Raw genomic sequence first — 16,445 nt, forward strand, 5'->3', positions numbered from 1 at the left:
CGCGTCGCGGGCGCGCCGAATGGCCGCGCCCGCGGCTCAGGCTTTTCCCGAAAGCATCTGGATGACGCCGGAAAAGTCTCGCCCCCCGCCGCCTCGGGCTTCGTAAAGGGCGTAGAGTTGCGCCGCCGCGGCGCAGAGCGGCGTGACCGCGCCGGATTTCGCCGCCGCGCTTTCCGCAAGCCGCAAATCCTTCAGCATGAGCTTCGTGGCGAAGCCTGCGGCATAATCTTTATTGGCCGGGGAGGCCGGCGCGAGCCCGGCGACGGGGCAATAAGTCGTCAGCGACCATGATTGGCCGGAGGACGCGGCGGCGACCTCGAAAAGGGTCCGGGCCGGCAGTCCAAGCCGCTCCGCAAGGGTGAAGGCTTCCGCCGTCGCGATCATGGCGACGCCGAGCATCAGATTATTGCAAAGTTTCGCCGCCTGTCCGAGGCCGGGGCCGCCGCAGTGAAAGAGGCGCGCGCCCATCTTTTCGAGAATCGGCGTCGCCGCCGCGAAGGCGCCGCCTGTCGCGCCGCACATGAAGGTGAGGCTTCCAGCCTCCGCGCCCGCGACGCCGCCCGAAACGGGCGCGTCGACCGACAGCGCGCCGGCTTTGCGGGCGAGTTCATGCGCCGCGCGCGCATCGACGATGTCGATTGTAGAGCAATCGATGAAGAGCGCGTTTTCACGCGCCAATGGGAGCGCTTCGCGCCACACGGCTAGGACCTGCTCGCCATTCTGCAGCATCGTCACGACCGCTCCCGCGCCCGTCGCAATCTCCGCGAGCGACGCGCGCGCGTCGAGACCGGAAGCCGCAGCCTTTTCGCGCGCCGCCTCGGCGCTGTCGAAGCCTGCGACGTCGAGCTTTGCGGCGGCGAGATTGCGCGCCATCGGCGCGCCCATGGCGCCCAGTCCGATAAAGGCGATGCGGCCCATGACTTGCTCCGCGATCAGGACATTGTGGGCATGACGAAACTCGCGCCCTCCCGCACGCCGCCCGGCCAGCGCGAGGTGACGGTCTTGGTCTTGGTGTAGAAGCGGAAGGCGTCCTCGCCGTGCTGATTGAGATCGCCGAAGGCCGAGCGTTTCCAGCCGCCGAATGTATAATAGGCGAGTGGCGTCGGGATCGGCACGTTGACGCCGATCATGCCCGCCTGCGCGCGCGTCGCGAAGTCGCGCGCGGCGCCGCCGTCGCGCGTGAAGATCGCGGCGCCGTTGCCATATTCATGCGCGCTGACGAGCGCGAGCGCTTCCTCGTAGTCGCGCGCGCGAAGGACGGAGAGCACGGGGCCAAAAATCTCTTCCCTGTAGATGCGCATCTGCGGCGTCACGTCGTCGAAGAGGCAGCCGCCCATGAAGAAGCCGTCTTCGTAGCCCTGCATCCTGAAGCCGCGTCCGTCGACGAGGAGCTTCGCGCCTTCCTCGACGCCGAGCGCGACATAGTTCTTCACCCGGTCGAGATGCGTTCTCGTGACGAGCGGACCGAAATCGGCGCTCGCGTCGGCGGGCAAGCCGATCTTCAGGCTTTCGACGCGCGGGACGAGGCGGGCGAGGAGCGCTTGCGCCGCTTCCTTCCCGACGGGGACCGCGACGGAAATCGCCATGCAACGCTCGCCCGCCGAGCCATAGCCCGCGCCGATGAGCGCGTCGACGGCGTGATCCATGTCGGCGTCGGGCATGACGACCATATGATTCTTCGCCGCGCCGAAGCATTGCGCGCGCTTTCCCGACGCGCAGGCCCGCGCGTAGACATATTCGGCGATCTGCGAGGAGCCGACAAAGGCGATCGCCTTCACGTCGGCGTCGTCGAGAAGGGCGTCGACGGCCTCGCGATCGCCATTGACGACATTGAGCACGCCGGCCGGCAGGCCCGCTTCCATCATCAGCTCGGCAAGACGCAGCGGCACGCCGGGGTCGTGTTCCGAGGGCTTAAGGATGAAGGCGTCGCCACAGGCGATGGCGGGAGCGAACATCCACATCGGGATCATCGCGGGGAAATTGAACGGCGTGACGCCGGCCGCGACGCCGAGGGGCTGGCGCATGGAATAGAGATCTATGCCCGGCCCCGCCGCGTCCGTGTAGGCGCCTTTGAGAAGATACGGAGCGCCCGCGCTGAATTCCACGACTTCGAGGCCGCGCTGTATGTCGCCGCGCGCGTCCGCGATGGTTTTTCCATGTTCGCTCGAAAGCAGTTTCGCAAGCGACTCATGCTCGCGCCCGACCAGCTCGAGGAATTTCAGCAGCACGCGCGCGCGGCGCTGGGGATTGACGGCGGCCCATGCGGGTTGCGCATGCCTGGCGCTTTCGACGGCCTCGCGAACCTTGTCGCGCGAGGCGAGCGGAACCTGAGCCACCACGGCGCCGGTCGCCGGATTGAAAATGTCGCCGTAGCGGCCGCTCCTTCCCGGGACGCGGCGGCCGTCGATAAAGTGCGCGATATCTGACATGAGAAAGTAGTTAGAGCGCAACGCGGCAGCGGATAGGCCCGTAGCCGCCCGTTGACGACTTCAAGCGCAAGGCGGCCGACATACATATGTCTCAACGAGCGAGGTCCGCCATGGCCGTAGCATCGCAAGAAAAGAACCGCTATGCGCGCGCGCCGCGCAAGGACGATTGGACGATCGACCAGGACTGGGCGTCCTATACGGCCGAGGAGCACGATCGCTGGAACCGGCTCTTCGCGCGCCAGGCCGAGCTTCTGCCCGGCCGCGCTTGCGACGCCTTTATCGCCGCGAAGCAGAAGCTTGAACTGTCGCGCGCCGGCATTCCGAATTTCTCGGAATTGAGCGATCGGCTTAGCGCGTTGACAGGATGGCGCGTCGTGCCCGTCGCCGGGCTTATCCCGGACGACGCCTTCTTCGACCATCTCGCCCATCGCCGCTTCCCGGCGGGCGCCTTCATCCGGCCCGAGCGCGAGCTTGACTATCTTTCCGAGCCCGATGTCTTTCACGACGTTTTCGGCCATGTCCCGCTGCTCGCCGATCCGGTCTACGCCCGCTTTCTCGAAGCCTACGGCAAGGGCGGCGCGCGCGCCCTGCAGCGCGGCCAGCTTCATAACCTCGCTCGGCTCTACTGGTACACGGTGGAGTTCGGCCTCATCCGAACGGCGCAGGGCTTGCGCATATTCGGCGCGGGCATTCTCTCCTCGCCGGGAGAGACAGCGTTCTCGCTCGAAGATTCGTCGCCGAACCGCATCGGTTTCAATCTCATGCGCGTCATGCGCACGAAATACATCATCAGCGATTTTCAGCAGAGCTATTTCGTCGTCGACAGTTTCGATCAGTTGCTCGACGAATGTTATCAGGATTTCGGCGCTCTTTATGACGCTCTCCGCGGGCAGCCCGATATCGAGGCGCATGAGATCGTCGCGGGCGACCGGGTGATCACGAGAGGCGATCATCGCTACTTCAACAGCAAGGGCGCGGCCGCCTGAGCTTTTGAGTCACCACGCCTCGACGATTTGCTCGATCGCGCCGAAGATCGAATGGCGCCTCCCGTCGAGCATCTCGATCCGCACGACATCGCCTGCCTTCAGGAAAGGCGTGACCGGCGCGCCGGTCAGCAGCGTTTCGACCGTGCGCTGCTCCGCGATGCAGGAATAGCCCGCGCCGCCTTTCGAAATGGGAAGCCCCGGACCGCCATCGGCCGCGCGATTCGAAACCGTGCCCGAGCCGACGATCGCGCCCGCGGATAATCGCCGCGTGCGCGCGGCATGTGCGATAAGTTGGCCGAAATCGAAGGTCATATCAATGCCGGCGTTGGGATGGCCCAGCGGCGCTCCATTGATGGAGGTCAGCAGCGGCAGAGACAACCGGGCGCCATCCCAGGCGCCGCCGAGTTCGTCGGGCGTGACGGCGGCAGGCGAAAAGGCGGAGGACGGCTTCGACTGATAAAAACCGAAGCCCTTGGCGAGTTCGCCCGGCACGAGGGCGCGCAAGGTGACGTCGTTGGCGAGCATGACAAGCTTTATGTGCGCGCGGGCCTCTTCGGGCGTCACGCCGATGGGAACGTCGTCCGTGACAACGGCGATCTCGCCCTCGAGATCGAGACCATATGCCTGGTCAAGGAGCGGGACCGCGTCGCGCGGCCCGAGAAAGGCGTCGGACCCGCCCTGATAGATGAGCGGGTCGGTCCAGAAATTTTCGGGAATGTCGGCGCCACGCGCGCGCCTGACCAGGGCGACATGGTTGACATAAGCCGAGCCGTCCGCCCACTGAAAAGCGCGCGGCAAAGGCGAGGCGCAGTCGCGTTCGCGAAAGCGGAAGAGGGCGGTTGTCTCCGCTTCCACCTGTTCCGCAAGCGCCGTCAGCTTCGGCGCGGCGCTCTCCCAGTCGTCGAGAGCCGCCTGAAGCGTCGGCGCGATGTCATCGGCGAGCGTCGCATGCGTCAGGTCGCGCGACACGACGACGAGCCGTCCGTCGCGTCCGCCCTTGAGAGAAGCAAGCTTCATATGCGCCTCATGGCTTTCCGCTGAAACGTTTCGGCAGGTTCGACCAGCAGTCGGCGTAGTTCCGCTGCAATGTTTCCAGCGACAGGGCGTAATCCACAGGATGCTGCGGCAATCGCGTTTCGAACATGAACGCGAGCGTATTCTCCAGCTTCGACGGTCGCAGCTCCGCTTCCGTCGCCGCGATGAAGGCGGCGGCGTCGGGCCCGTGCGGCAGCATGGCGTTGTGCAAGGACATGCCGCCTGGCGTGAAACCCTCCGGCTTGGCGTCATAGGCGCCAAAGATAAGTCCCATGAATTCGCTCATCACATTCATGTGAAACCAGGGCGGACGGAACGTATCCTCCGCGACCTGCCAGCGCTCGGGGAAGATCACGAAGTCCACCTCGCCGACGCCGGGCTGCGTAGAGGGCGACGTGAGAACGCAGAATATGGAGGGATCGGGATGGTCGAAGAGCAGCGCGCCCATCGGCGCGAATTTGCGAAGATCGTATTTGAAAGGCGCATAATTGCCATGCCAGGCGACGACGTCCAGCGGCGAATGGCCGATCTCGGACGAGTAAAAGCGCCCGCCCCATTTCACCGTGACCCGGCTCGCGCGCTCGACGTCTTCGAAGGCCGCGACAGGGGTAAGGAAGTCACGAGGCGCGGCGAGGCCGTTCGCGCCGATGGCGCCGCGATAGGGCAGGGTGAAAGGCGCGCCGTAATTCTCGCAAAAATAGCCGCGCGCGGGACCGTCTTTCAGCGAGACGCGAAATTTCACTCCGCGTGGAAGGAGGCAGACTTCGCCGGGCGAGACGTCGATGCGGCCGAACTCCGTGTCAATGCGCAGAGCGCTTTCCTGCGGAAGAAGGAGAAGTTCGCCATCGGCGTCGTAGAAATACTCGTCGACCATATCCGCCGTCGCGACATAGGCGCCAGCCGCCATGCCCGCACGCGCATCTGCGTCGCCGCAGCAAGCGATCGTGCGCATGCCACCGACGAAGGCGAGCTTCCCGCTTGGGATGGGCGTCGGTCCCCAGCGGAATTGGCTGAACGGCGCCTCGGGAGCGCGAGCGGGGGCCGTTCGCCAAAGCGGAAAATCCTGCGGCGCGAAGCGGCGCGCATGGAGAACGGAAGGGCGAATGCGATAAAGCCAGGAGCGTCTGTTGGCGGGCGGAGGCGCGGTGAAGGCCGAGCCTGAGATCTGTTCGGCGTAGAGACCATAAGGGCAGCGCTGCGGCGAGTTGCGTCCTTCCGGCAGCGCGCCGGGCAGGGCTTCGGTCGCGAATTCATTGCCGAAGCCGCTCATATAGCTCATGCGCCGGCCTCCGGCTTCAAGACGCCGCGCCTCAATTGATCTTCTTCAATCGACTCGAAAAGCGCCTGGAAATTGCCTTCGCCGAATCCCTCATCCCCTTTGCGTTGAATGAATTCGAAGAAGATTGGCCCGACGACGGTCTTCGAGAAAATCTGCAGCAGGAGCCTGGGCTGCGCCTGGGGCGCGCTGGCCCCGTCAATGAGGACGCCGAGCTCTTTCAGCCGGTGAACAGGCTCCCCATTGTCCGGCAGGCGCGACTCGATCGCCTCGTAATAGGTGTCCGGCGGCGCCGGCATGAAATCGAGCCCGTTTCGGCGCAGCCGCTCCACCGTGTCGTAAATGTCGCGGCAGGCGCAGGCGATATGTTGCACGCCCTCGCCGTTATAAGCATCGAGAAACTCCTCGATCTGACTGGTTTCGTCGGCGCTTTCATTGATGGGAATGCGGATCTTGCCGCAGGGACTCACCATCGCGCGCGAATGCAGGCCGGTGAAGCGTCCCTCAATGTCGAAATAGCGGATCTGACGGAAGTTGAAGAGGCGCGCATACCAGTCCGCCAGCGCGTCCATGCGGCCGCGCCGCACATTGTGGGTGAGATGGTCGATGGCGAGGAGACCGGCGCCCTCCGGCCTCGGATCGGCGGCGCCCGTCCAGCGGAAGTCGATGTCCCAGATCGAGCCTTTGCCGCCATAGCGGTCGACGAGATAGATCAGCGCGCCGCCGACGCCCTCGATCGCCGGAATATGCAACTCCATCGGTCCGGGCTTGTGCGACACGATATTCGCGCCGAGCAAGGATGCGCGTTTAAGCGCCAGGCCCGCGTCGGCGACCCGGAATCCCATGGCGCAGACCGAGGGTCCATGCTCGCGGGCGAAGGCCGCGGCGAAGCTCTCCGGCTCATTGTTGAGCACGTAGTTGATGTCGCCCTGACGGTAGAGCGTCACGTCCTTGGAACGGTGCCGCGCCACTGCGACGAAGCCCATCGTCTCGAAAAGCGCCGCGAGCTTTGCAGGATCGGGATGGGCGAATTCGACGAACTCGAACCCGTCCGTCCCCATGGGATTGTCGGTCGAAACGACAGGGGGCGTTTCCATGGACAGGGCCGTCATCGCCTTTTGCCTCTCGCGAGGTTGGTGAACCAAAAAATATGGCGGCGGTTTCGCGCGTGTAGCCCTATCTGCAACTTCGGTTGGCGCCGATCGGGAGGCCTTTCTCATGATCCTTTACGATTACTGGCGCTCCTCGGCGGCCTATCGCGTACGCATCGCCCTTGCGCTGAAGGGGCTCGCGGTGGAGCGGCGCTTCGTGCACCTGCTGCGCGACGGCGGCGAGCAGCGGAGCGCGGCCTACAGGGAAAAGAACCCGCAAGGGCTGGCGCCGGCGCTCGAGCTCGACGATGGCCGCGTGCTGACGCAATCCTTGGCGATCATCGACTATCTGGACGCCATCCGCCCGCAGCCCCCGCTCACGCCTTCTCACGCGGTGGTCGCCGCCCGAGCCCGCGCCGTCGCGCTCATCGTCGCATGTGAAATTCATCCTCTCGGCAATTTGCGCGTGACGGACTATCTGCGCCGCGAGCTCAAACTTGACAGAGAATCTGTCGAGACCTGGCGTCGTCACTGGATCACCGCCGGCTTCGAGGCGATCGAAGCGATGATCGCGCCGGCGCCGTTCTGCTTCACGGATACGCCGAGCCTCGCCGACATTTGTCTCGCGCCGCAGGTCTTCAACGCCGAGCGCTTCGGCGTCTTGCTTGAGCCTTATCCGAAGATACGTCAGGTCGCCGATGTCTGCGCCGCACATCCGGCTTTCGCCGCCGCGCACCCAAGCAGGCAACCGGACGCCGAGCCAACGTCGCCGGCGCCTTGAAACGTCCGCGCATCGGCAAATATAGCCGCTATGCCGCCGTCTGGCAGTCAGGAGAGAGGCGCAATGCGCCACTTTACGCCGCCTATGGATTTCGATCTCGGCGAAACGACGCAAATGCTGCGTCACGAAGTCGAAACCTTCGCGAGAAGAGAAATCGCGCCGCGCGCGGCGCGGATCGACGCGCAGAACGCCTTTCCCGACGATCTGTGGCGCAAGATGGGCCAGCTCGGCGTTCTCGGCGTGACGGTCTCGGAGGAATATGGCGGAGCCGGGCTCGGCTATCTCGAGCATGTCCTCGTCATGGAGGAAATCAGCCGCGCCTCTGCGTCGGTCGGCCTCTCTTACGGCGCGCACTCCAATCTATGCGTTAATCAGATTCATCGTAACGGCTCCGACGAACAGAAGCGCCGCTATCTGCCGGGGCTTGTCGCGGGCGAACGCGTTGGCGCGCTCGCCATGTCGGAGCCCGGAGCCGGCTCCGACGTCACCGGCATGTGCCTGCGCGCGGAGAAGCGGGGCGACAGCTACGTTCTCAACGGCCGCAAGATGTGGGTGACGAACGGCCCCGACGCCGACGTGCTGATCGTCTACGCCAAAACGCAACCCTCCGCCGGCGCCCACGGCATCACGGCCTTTATCGTCGAGAAGACATTCCCCGGCATTCACTCCAGCGAGAAGCTCGACAAGCTCGGCATGCGCGGCTCCAATACGAGCGAACTCGTCTTCGAGAATTGCCGGGCGCCCGCCGAGAATGTGCTCGGCGCGCCGGAAGGCGGCGTCGCCGTCCTGATGAGCGGCCTCGACTATGAGCGTGCGGTGCTGGCGGGAGGGCCGGTCGGCATTATGCGCGCCTGCATGGATATCGTCCTTCCCTATGTGCATGATCGCAAGCAATTCGGTCGCCCGATCGGAGAATTCGAGCTGATGCAGGGCAAGCTCGCGGACATGTATACGGCGCTCGGCGCCACGCGGGCCTATGTCTATGCCGTCGCCAAGGCTTGCGATCTCGGCCGCTCCACGCGCAAGGACGCCGCTTCCGCAATTCTCTTCGCCGCCGAGCGTGCGACATGGATGGCGCTGGAGGCGATCCAATGCCTCGGCGGCAATGGTTATACAAACGATTATCCGGCAGGCCGGTTGTTGCGGGACGCAAAGCTTTACGAAATCGGCGCCGGGACGAGTGAGATCAGGCGCATGCTCATCGGTCGCGACCTGTTTCAAGAGACAAGTTGACGCCGCAAGGAGGTTCGATGGCGGTCATCGAGACGTCGGTCGATCGGCGCGCGGCGGAGTTCCAACGAAACCGAGACGCGATGTCGGACCGCGTGGCTAGGCTGCGCGAGATATCGTCGGTCATTCGACAGGGAGGCGGCGCCGAGGCGCAGGCGCGGCATGTCGGACGCGGCAAAATGCTTGCGCGGGATCGCGTCGCGGCGCTGATCGATCCGCTGTCGCCCTTTCTGGAGATCAGTCATTTCGCCGCATACGGGATGTATGACGGCAATCTGGCGTCGGCCGGGGTCGTCGCGGGCGTCGGCCGGATCAAGGGACGGGAATGCATGATCGTCGCCAATGACGCGACGGTGAAGGGCGGCGTCTATTTTCCGATGACTGTGAAGAAGCATCTGCGCGCACAGGAGATCGCGGCGCAGAACAGGCTGCCCTGCATTTATCTGGTAGATTCGGGCGGCGCGAATCTGCCGACCCAGGAAGACGTCTTTCCCGATCGCGATCACTTCGGCCGGATCTTCTACAATCAGGCGAGCATGTCCGCGGACGGCGTGGCGCAGATCGCGGTCGTCATGGGCTCCTGCACGGCGGGCGGGGCCTATGTGCCCGCCATGTCCGACGAGACGATCATCGTGCGCGACCAGGGAACGATTTTTCTGGCCGGCCCGCCGCTCGTCGAGGCGGCGACGGGCGAACGCGTATCAGCCAACGATCTCGGCGGCGCCGAGGTTCATTGTCGGCAATCCGGGGTGACTGACCATCTCGCCGAGAATGACGCCCATGCGCTCGCGCTCGCGCGCGGCATTGTCGGTCATCTGCCGGCGAGCAATCGGCGCGGCGCCGAGGCCGCGCTGGATCCGAGATGCGATCCGCAGGAAATTTACGGCGTGATCCCCAGCGACGCGCGCAAGCAGTTCGATGCGCGCGAAGTCGTCGCGCGCATTGTCGACGACAGCCGCTTCGACGAATTTCGCGCCCTTTACGGCGCGACGCTCCTGACCGGCTTCGCCCGCATCTGGGGCTTCGAGGTCGGCATCCTCGCCAATAATGGCGTCATCTTTCCCGAAAGCGCCTTGAAAGCCGCGCATTTCATCGAGCTTTGCGCGCAGCGCGGCGCGCCGCTCGTCTTCTTGCAGAATACGACCGGCTTTATGGTGGGCAAGAAATATGAAGCGCAGGGCGTCGCCAAGGAGGGCGCGAAAATGGTCGCCGCCGTGGCGACCGCGGCCGTGCCGAAATTCACCGTGATCATCGGCGGCAGTTTCGGCGCCGGCAATTACGCCATGTGCGGGCGCGCCTATTCTCCCCGGTTTCTTTGGATGTGGCCGAATGCGCGCATCGGGGTGATGGGCGGCGAACAGGCGGCCAATGTTTTGACGCGCGTGAAGCGCGACGCCCGCGCGGCGCGCGGCGAGAGTTGGACGCCTGACGAAGAGGGCGCTTACGCCGAGGCGATTCGCGCCCAATATGACAGCCAGAGCGATGCGCTCTATGCGAGCGCGCGCTTATGGGATGACGGCGTCATCGATCCTGCTGACACCCGGCGCGTCCTTGCGCTCGCGATCTCGGCGAGTCTCAACGCGCCGATCGAGCAAACGCGCTTTGGCCTTTTCCGGATGTGAGGCGCCATGGATCTCATCGAGACGATCGACGACAGAGGGGTGGTCACGCTGACCTTGAACCGCCCGCAGCGCCGCAATGCGCTCGACCGCGGCCTTGTCGCGCGCCTTTCCAATGCGCTTCGCCGGATCGGGACGGACCCGAAAGCGCGCGTCGCCGTTTTGAGCGGGGCCGGCGGAAATTTTTGCGCGGGCGGGGACATTGAATGGATGAGGAGCGCGGCGGAAGCGTCCGAGCAGGAAAACGAGAAGGATGCGCTCGCCCTCGGCGAAATGTTCGATGCGCTGGATCAGCTCTCAAAGCCCACCGTCGCGCTGGTGCAGGGCGCCGCGTTTGGCGGCGCTCTCGGGCTCGTCGCCTGTTGCGATATCGCCCTCGCCGCCAAGAGCGCGAAATTCTGTCTCAGCGAGGTTCGGCTCGGCCTGATACCGGCGGTCGTCGGACCGTACGTCCTGCGCGCGATCGGCGCACGCAATATGCGCGCGCTCGCCCTGTCGGCCGAGATCGTCGGCGCGGATTGCGCATTTCACATCGGGCTCGTGCATGAGGTGGCGCGCGAAGACGGATTGGCCGCCGCGCGCGACCGGATCGTGGAAGCGCTCCTCCTCGGCGCGCCGGGCGCGCAGGCCGAGGTCAAGCGGCTGATCCGGACATGCCGGGATCCTGCGCCGGATACGTCCCTCTTGAAGGAGACCGCCCGGCTTCTCGCCGAGCGTCGCGCCTCGCCGGAGGGGGTCGAGGGTCTGAGCGGCTTCCTGGAAAAGCGCGCGCCGAGCTGGCGCGCGCATCGAGGCTCCTAGCATGTTTCGCAAGGTTCTGATCGCGAACCGCGGGGAAATCGCCTGCCGCATCGCAAGGACGGCGCGTCGCCTGGGGATCGCGACCGTCGCGGTCTTTTCCGACGCGGACGCTTTTGCGTCGCATGTGGAAATGGCGGACGAAGCCTGGCGGCTCGGCGAGGCTCCGGCGCGCGACAGCTATCTCTCGATCGACAAAGTGATCGACGTCGCACGACGTAGCGGCGCCGAGGCCGTCCATCCGGGCTACGGGTTTCTGGCCGAGTCGGCCGCCTTCGCGGAAAGCTGCGCGCGCGCCGGCCTTGTCTTTATCGGGCCGTCGCCGGGGTCGATGCGAATGGTTGGCGACAAGGCTGCGGCCAAGAGACTGATGAACGAGATCGGCGTCCCGTCTCTTCCTGGCTTTCACGGCGACGCGCAGGATGCGCGCGTCTTCGCGCGCGTTGCGCGCGACATCGGCTATCCTGTCGTCGTGAAGGCGTCTGCGGGAGGCGGTGGGCGAGGGATGCGGGTCGTCCAGGCGGAAGACGAACTTCGGGACGCGATGGAGAGCGCGGCGCGGGAGGCCAAGGCTGCGTTTGGCGACGGGCGTCTTCTGCTCGAGAAATTCGTCGATCGGCCGAGGCATGTCGAAATCCAGTTCTTCCGCGACCGTTCCCGAAATGTCGTGACCTTCGCCGAGCGCGATTGCTCACTCCAAAGGCGGCGTCAGAAGGTGATCGAGGAGAGCCCCGGTCCGCGCATCTCGCAAGAAGTGCGCGCGGCGCTGCGGGAGGCGACGACCCGCATCGCCCACGCCGCCGATTATCTGGGGGCCGGCACGGCGGAGTTTCTTCTTGATCGAGACACGTTTCATTTTCTCGAAGTGAATGCGCGGCTGCAGGTCGAGCACCCGGTCACTGAAATGATTGCGGGCGTTGATCTCGTCGAATGGCAGTTTCGCGTCGCATACGGAGAATCGCTGCCGAAGCGTCAAGATGAGATCGTGTGTCGCGGCTGGGCCATCGAGGCGCGGGTCTGCGCGGAAGACGCCACGCAAGGTTTTCGGCCGTCTTCCGGCGTGATCACGCATCTAAGGCTGCCTTCAGAGCGCGCCGGTTTGCGGCTTGAGGTCGGGGTGAGGGAAGGAGATGCGGTTTCGTCTCATTATGACTCTCTTCTCGCGAAAATCGTCGTGTGGAACGAGGAAAGAGACGGAGCGATCCGCCTGCTTGCGCGGGCGCTCGACGAGGTCGAGCTTGTCGGCGTCGCGTCCAATCTGGATTTCCTGCGCGCGCTCCTGTGCAATGACGCGTTCCTCGCCGGGCGCGCGGACACCGGCGTCGCGCAGATCGTTTCGGACGCTTTTCAGTCCATCGTTCCAGAAGATGAAATGCTGCTTCTCGCTGCGGCCGTCACGGGCTGGCGTGAGCGCGAGAGCGCATCGGCCGCCGGCGACGATCCGCTGTCGCCCTGGGCCGTTCCGGACGCCTGGCGTCTCTATGGGCGAGCCGCGCAAAAAATCGCTTTTCGCTACGAAGGACGATTGCTGGAATGCGACATCGCTCCGATCGACGCGCATCGATTCGAGATGACGACCGGCCGGGGCGTTTCCGTCGTCGCTGCGAAGCGCGCCGGAGACCGCCTGGCGCTTTTCGTCGACGACCGTCGTCGCGAGGTCGGCTTGGCGCCTTCAGCCTCGGGCTGGGTCGTGATCGTCGACGGACATAACCATTTCCTGGAGTGGGTCGAGACGCTTACGCCGCCGCCGAGCCCTGCCGCGCTCGAGCGGCCGTTCACGGCGCCCTTGCCGGCGCGGGTCGCGAAGGTTCTCGTCAAGCGCGGCGACCATATTGAGAAAGGAGCCGCGCTTATCCTGCTCGAGGCGATGAAAATGGAAATTCCGATCAATGCGCCGCACGAAGGAGTGATAAAGGACGTCTATTGCGGAGAAGGGCAATCGGTGCGGGAGGGCGAGGAATTGCTCGCCTGGCGGTCGACACATGACATTGCCTGAGCGTATCCGCCTCGTCGAAGTCGGTCCGAGAGACGGACTCCAGAACCAGCCCGCGATTCTGCCGGTAGAAATACGCGCCCGCCTCATCGAGCTTCTTGCAAGCGCGGGCTTGAAGACGATCGAGGCCGGGAGCTTCGCGTCGCCGCGCGCCGTTCCGCAGATGGCTCAAACCGCCGATGTGCTCGCGGCGATCCGCCAGAGCTACGGCGCGCGCTTGTGCGTGCTGGCGCCGAATATGGTTGGACTTCAAGCGGCGCTCGAAGCGGGGGCGCGGGAGGTCGCCCTTCTCACGGCCGCTTCCGAAGGCTTCTCGCTCAGAAATCTGAATTGCGGGATCGCGGAGAATTTGAAGCGGCTGGAGCCGCTCGCGGCGACGGCGAAAGCTCATGGCGTCGCCCTGCGCGGATATGTCTCCTGCGTTTTGGGTTGCCCCTATGAAGGAAGGGTCGATCCGACGCGCGTCGTCGCCCTTGCGCGAGAGCTGGACCGACTCGGTTGTTACGAGATCTCGCTCGGCGACACGATTGGCGTCGGTACGCCTTTCGCCGCCCGCACGCTGATCGAAACCGTCGCAAAGCATGTGCCGATCGCGCGTCTGGCCGGGCATTTCCACGATACGTACGGACAGGCGCTGGCAAATATCTTCGCTTGCCTGGAGGTGGGCCTGTCGACTTTCGACAGCTCGGTCGCGGGGCTCGGCGGCTGTCCTTATGCGCCCGGCGCCACCGGCAATGTCGCGACGGAGGACGTTGTCTATATGTTTCGCGACTCCGGCGTCGATACAGGGGTCGATCTCGACCGTCTGCTGGATGCGAGCAGCTTTGTCTGCGAGCAGCTTGACCGCCCGCCTGAGTCGCGCGCGGCGCGTGCGCTTCGCGCGAGGCGTGAGCGATCTGGAAGCGGGGATGAGGGAGACCAGCATTGTCATTCTATTCGCTGAGCGGCCTGACCGGGGAGCAGCGCGCCATTCGAGATATGGCGTTGGCCTTCGCGCGCGAGAGGATCGCGCCTTTTGCGCTTGAATGGGACAAGGATAAATTTTTTCCAGTTGAGACGCTGCGCGCAGCGGCGGCGCTTGGCATGGCGACGATTTACGTGCGGGAGGAGATCGGCGGGGCGGGCCTGTCGCGCGTCGACGCCGCCTTGATCTTCGAGGCGCTCGCGACGGGCTGCCCGTCCGTCTCGGCCTATCTCTCGATCCACAATATGTGCGGCTGGATGATCGACGCTTATGGTTCCGACGATCAGCGCCGCCGCTTCATGCCGCGTCTGGCGACAATGGAGACCCTGACGAGCTATTGCCTGACGGAGCCGGGCAGCGGCTCGGACGCGGCGGCGCTGCGCGCACGCGCGGTCCGCCGCGGAGACGCCTATCGGCTCACGGGCGAGAAGCAGTTCATTTCCGGCGCCGGCGCGGGCGGCTCGAATCATCTTTACATTGTCATGGCGCGCACCGGCGAGGCTGGGCCCGCGGGAATTTCCGCCTTTCTCCTCGATGGCGGCGCGCCGGGTTTGAGGTTCGGCGCCAATGAGCGGAAAATGGGATGGAACGCGCAGCCCACGCGAACGGTGAGCTTCGACGACTGCCCCGTTCCGGTTGAAAATCGCCTTGGCGCCGAGGGAGACGGCTTTCGCATGGCTATGGCGGCGCTCGACGGCGGCCGTCTTAATATCGGCGCATGTTCGCTCGGCGGCGCGCAAAGCGCTTTGGAAAAAGCGGTCGCCTATGCGCGCGAGCGGAAGGCTTTCGGGCGCGCGATCGCGGACTTCCAGTCTTTGCAGTTCCGGCTCGCCGATATGGCGACGGAGCTGGAGGCCGCGCGGGCGTTGCTGTTGCGCGCGGCGGCGGCTCTTGATGCGCATGAGGCCGATGCGACGCGGCTCTGCGCCATGGCGAAGCGCGTCGCGACGGACGCCGGCTTCGCGGCGGTGGACAACGCTTTGCAACTGTTCGGGGGATACGGGTATCTCTCCGATTATGGCGTCGAGAAGCTGTTGCGCGATTTGAGAGTGCACCGCATCCTCGAAGGAACCAACGAAATCATGCGCGTGATCGTCGCGCGCGATCTATTGAAGGACGGATGATGACGTCGGCGGAGCTGATCGTCTCGCGCGAGGGCCGGATTGGCCGCATACGGCTTAATCGGCCGAAGGCGCTCAACAGCCTGACGCTCGACATGGTCCGCGGCTTTACGCGCGCGCTCGCCGACTTTGCAGCAAATCCCGAGATCGTCGCCGTTCTTGTGACTGGAGAAGGCGAGCGCGGCCTTTGTGCGGGCGGCGATATTCGCAGGCTTTATGACCTCCGCGACGGCGACAAGACCTATTACGAGGATTTCTGGCGTGAGGAATATCAGCTCGACGCCATGATCGCCCGCTATCAAAAGCCTTACGTCGTCGTGATGGACGGTCTGGTGATGGGTGGGGGCGTGGGAATTTCCGCGCATGGAAATTGCCGCATCGTGACGGAGCGCACACGGCTCGCCATGCCGGAAACGGGCATCGGCTTTATCCCTGACGTCGGCGGCACATGGCTGCTCACGCGAGCTGGCGGCGTCGGCGTCTATCTCGCTTTGTCCGGCGCGGCGATCTCCGCCGGGGACGCGCTGCATGCCGGGCTCGCGGACGTTTTCATCGACTCGCGGCATCTGGGCGAGCTGATCCGCCGCTTGTCGATCATCGGGGACGCTCCGGAGGCCAAGGATTTGTTGCAGCGCCTGGCGCGGCAGGTCGAGCCCGGGGAATACGCGCAACATCGCGAGATGCTGGAGCGCGTCATGTCGGAGCCTCGGGTTGAAGATATTCTTGCGGCGCTCGACTCGACCGGCTCGGACTTTGCGCAAAAAGCCGCAAAGGAGCTTCGCAGCAAATCGCCCACAAGCCTCAAGGTGACGATTGCGCTCCTGAAGCGGGCGATGACGGCTCCAAATCTCGAGGCGTGCCTTGTCAACGAATTTCGCGCGGCGTGCGGGCTTCTCCGGACGCATGACCTTTACGAGGGCATTCGCGCGGCGGTCGTCGACAAGGATCGGTCGCCCAAATGGCGTCCCTCGACGCTTGACGAGGTCGATGACGCGACGGTCCGTGAAATACTCGCGGGCGCGGGGGCGCCCGAACCGCGATTTCCGCGCCTCTCCTAAGGCCTCTTTCTCAGGGAAGGACGCGCGCCAGGTAACAGAACGGCTTTCAGCTTCGAGAGGCGCG

The 16,445-nt window shown here is 64.9% G+C and carries 14 protein-coding genes; 9 read left to right on the plus strand and 5 right to left on the minus strand.

The annotated features are described in order from the left end of the window. Positions 1-36 precede the first annotated feature (36 nt). Together mmsB and ACNHKD_RS06295 are read right to left on the minus strand one after the other, a co-directional pair. Positions 37-918: a 3-hydroxyisobutyrate dehydrogenase gene (mmsB, locus tag ACNHKD_RS06290; RefSeq protein WP_442756218.1), complete on the minus strand. Its 882-nt coding sequence runs from the start codon at positions 916-918 to the stop codon at positions 37-39. A 14-nt stretch (positions 919-932) separates the two neighbouring features. Further along, positions 933-2,429 carry a CoA-acylating methylmalonate-semialdehyde dehydrogenase gene (locus ACNHKD_RS06295; RefSeq protein WP_442756219.1) on the minus strand — a complete coding sequence of 499 codons (1,497 nt, stop codon included), beginning with the start codon at positions 2,427-2,429 and terminating at the stop codon, positions 933-935. A gap of 110 nt (positions 2,430-2,539) precedes the next feature. Between ACNHKD_RS06295 and phhA the strand changes: the two genes are divergently transcribed. After that, positions 2,540-3,415 (plus strand): phenylalanine 4-monooxygenase, encoded by an 876-nt coding sequence (phhA, locus tag ACNHKD_RS06300; RefSeq protein ID WP_442756220.1) that lies wholly within the window; start codon positions 2,540-2,542, stop codon positions 3,413-3,415. 9 nt (positions 3,416-3,424) lie between these two features. Here the strand turns inward: phhA and ACNHKD_RS06305 are convergent, their stop codons facing one another. The 3 genes from ACNHKD_RS06305 to hppD are packed head-to-tail and all read right to left on the minus strand — an operon-like array spanning position 3,425 to position 6,838. Next, entirely contained in the window at positions 3,425-4,432 is a 1,008-nt protein-coding gene (locus tag ACNHKD_RS06305; protein ID WP_442756221.1) for a fumarylacetoacetate hydrolase family protein, read from the minus strand. Positions 4,433-4,439: 7 nt separating this feature from the next. Beyond that, the gene (gene hmgA / locus ACNHKD_RS06310) at positions 4,440-5,729 is read right to left on the minus strand and encodes a homogentisate 1,2-dioxygenase (RefSeq protein WP_442756222.1); all 1,290 of its coding nucleotides are present in this window, start codon (positions 5,727-5,729) and stop codon (positions 4,440-4,442) included. Continuing rightward, the gene (hppD, locus tag ACNHKD_RS06315; RefSeq protein WP_442756223.1) at positions 5,726-6,838 is read right to left on the minus strand and encodes a 4-hydroxyphenylpyruvate dioxygenase; all 1,113 of its coding nucleotides are present in this window, start codon (positions 6,836-6,838) and stop codon (positions 5,726-5,728) included. The genes hmgA and hppD overlap by 4 nt, the downstream gene beginning before the upstream one ends. 106 nt (positions 6,839-6,944) lie before the next feature. Between hppD and maiA the strand changes: the two genes are divergently transcribed. From maiA to ACNHKD_RS06355, 8 genes are all read left to right on the plus strand, one after another. Then, on the plus strand, positions 6,945-7,598 hold the full coding sequence (gene maiA / locus ACNHKD_RS06320; protein ID WP_442756224.1) for a maleylacetoacetate isomerase: 654 nt from the start codon (positions 6,945-6,947) through the stop codon (positions 7,596-7,598). A gap of 63 nt (positions 7,599-7,661) precedes the next feature. Further along, a complete protein-coding gene (locus tag ACNHKD_RS06325; protein ID WP_442756225.1) occupies positions 7,662-8,831 on the plus strand; it encodes an isovaleryl-CoA dehydrogenase in 1,170 nt (389 codons plus the stop codon). 17 nt (positions 8,832-8,848) lie between these two features. Further along, positions 8,849-10,450: a carboxyl transferase domain-containing protein gene (locus ACNHKD_RS06330; protein WP_442756226.1), complete on the plus strand. Its 1,602-nt coding sequence runs from the start codon at positions 8,849-8,851 to the stop codon at positions 10,448-10,450. A gap of 6 nt (positions 10,451-10,456) precedes the next feature. Beyond that, the gene (locus ACNHKD_RS06335) at positions 10,457-11,248 is read left to right on the plus strand and encodes an enoyl-CoA hydratase-related protein (protein ID WP_442756227.1); all 792 of its coding nucleotides are present in this window, start codon (positions 10,457-10,459) and stop codon (positions 11,246-11,248) included. A 1-nt stretch (position 11,249) separates the two neighbouring features. Then, positions 11,250-13,241 (plus strand): acetyl/propionyl/methylcrotonyl-CoA carboxylase subunit alpha, encoded by a 1,992-nt coding sequence (locus tag ACNHKD_RS06340; protein WP_442756228.1) that lies wholly within the window; start codon positions 11,250-11,252, stop codon positions 13,239-13,241. Then, positions 13,228-14,181: a hydroxymethylglutaryl-CoA lyase gene (locus ACNHKD_RS06345; protein ID WP_442756229.1), complete on the plus strand. Its 954-nt coding sequence runs from the start codon at positions 13,228-13,230 to the stop codon at positions 14,179-14,181. The genes ACNHKD_RS06340 and ACNHKD_RS06345 overlap by 14 nt, the downstream gene beginning before the upstream one ends. Next, positions 14,163-15,326: an acyl-CoA dehydrogenase family protein gene (locus ACNHKD_RS06350; RefSeq protein ID WP_442756230.1), complete on the plus strand. Its 1,164-nt coding sequence runs from the start codon at positions 14,163-14,165 to the stop codon at positions 15,324-15,326. The genes ACNHKD_RS06345 and ACNHKD_RS06350 overlap by 19 nt, the downstream gene beginning before the upstream one ends. After that, the gene (locus tag ACNHKD_RS06355) at positions 15,323-16,381 is read left to right on the plus strand and encodes an enoyl-CoA hydratase/isomerase family protein (RefSeq protein ID WP_442756231.1); all 1,059 of its coding nucleotides are present in this window, start codon (positions 15,323-15,325) and stop codon (positions 16,379-16,381) included. Before ACNHKD_RS06350 ends, ACNHKD_RS06355 begins: the two co-directional genes overlap by 4 nt. The last annotated feature ends 64 nt before the right edge of the window (positions 16,382-16,445 follow it).

The organism is Methylocystis sp. JAN1, assembly GCF_052186135.1.
Taxonomy (GTDB): domain Bacteria; phylum Pseudomonadota; class Alphaproteobacteria; order Rhizobiales; family Beijerinckiaceae; genus Methylocystis.